Source organism: Arenimonas malthae CC-JY-1, from assembly GCF_000747075.1.
In the GTDB taxonomy this organism is placed as follows: domain Bacteria; phylum Pseudomonadota; class Gammaproteobacteria; order Xanthomonadales; family Xanthomonadaceae; genus Arenimonas; species Arenimonas malthae.
The window spans coordinates 1-911 of record NZ_AVCH01000099.1 but is presented as its reverse complement, the minus strand read 5'-3'; the positions used below and the strand labels follow the sequence as shown (position 1 = coordinate 911).

Annotated in this window: 1 protein-coding gene; it reads left to right on the top strand. The window is 77.3% G+C overall.

The annotated features are described in order from the left end of the window. The coding region (locus N790_RS05160) for an ankyrin repeat domain-containing protein (RefSeq protein WP_211251954.1) at nucleotides 1–911 on the top strand (911 nt) is incomplete at both ends.

Here is a 911-nt window from a genome sequence, read left to right as displayed (position 1 = left end):
GGCCGGGGCTGGTGGCCGCGTTCGCGCTGGTGTCGCTGCTGGCGCATGGGGTGGCGCAGCGGTTCGGCACCGAACCGCCGGCGCCCGACCGCCTGCCCGCGAACCTGCCGATCATCGGCGACGACGATGACGCCGACGCGCCGGCGCCGATCGAAGCCAGCGACCCGGATGCGCGCCTGTACGCCGCCACCCGCGCCGGCCGCATCGAAGCCGCGCTGGCGGCGCTCGAGGACGGCGCCGACCCCGAGGCCCTGCCCGATGCCGCCGACCGCGACCAGCGCAGCCTGCCCATGCTCGCGGCCCTGCTCGGCGACCTGCGCCTGCTGCGCCAGCTGATCGCCCGCGGCGTCGACCTCAACGCCGAACACGCCGGCCTCACCCCGCTGCTCGCCGCCACCCGCGACAGCTGGCACGGCCGCCCCGAGGCGGTGATGACCCTGCTCGCGAACGGCGCCGACCCGCGCCACGCCGATGCCGAAGGCAACACCGCGCTGCACCACGCCGCGCGCAGCACCGACCCGGGCGTGGCCGCGCTGCTGCTCGACGCCGGCGCCGTGCTCGAAGCGCTCAATGCCGAAGGCTTCAGCCCGCTGGGCGTGGCCTGCGCCTGCGGCAACTGGCGGCTGGCGCGTTTCCTGATCGAACGCGGCGCCAAGCCCGAGCCCAAGGGCGGCCAGCCGGCGCTGCTGGCGGCCGCGGCGGGCGACGACGACCCGGCCGGCGTGCAGCTGCTGCTGCGCCACAAGGCGCGCGTGGATGCCCGCGGCCAGCGCCAGCGCAGCGCCCTGCACGTGGCCTGCGCCGCCGGCCACGTGGAGATCGTCGGTTCCCTGCTCGACGCCGGCGCCGACCGCAACGCCCGCGACGAGGACGGCCTGACGCCGTTGCTCGAGGCCGCCCGCAATGCCCAG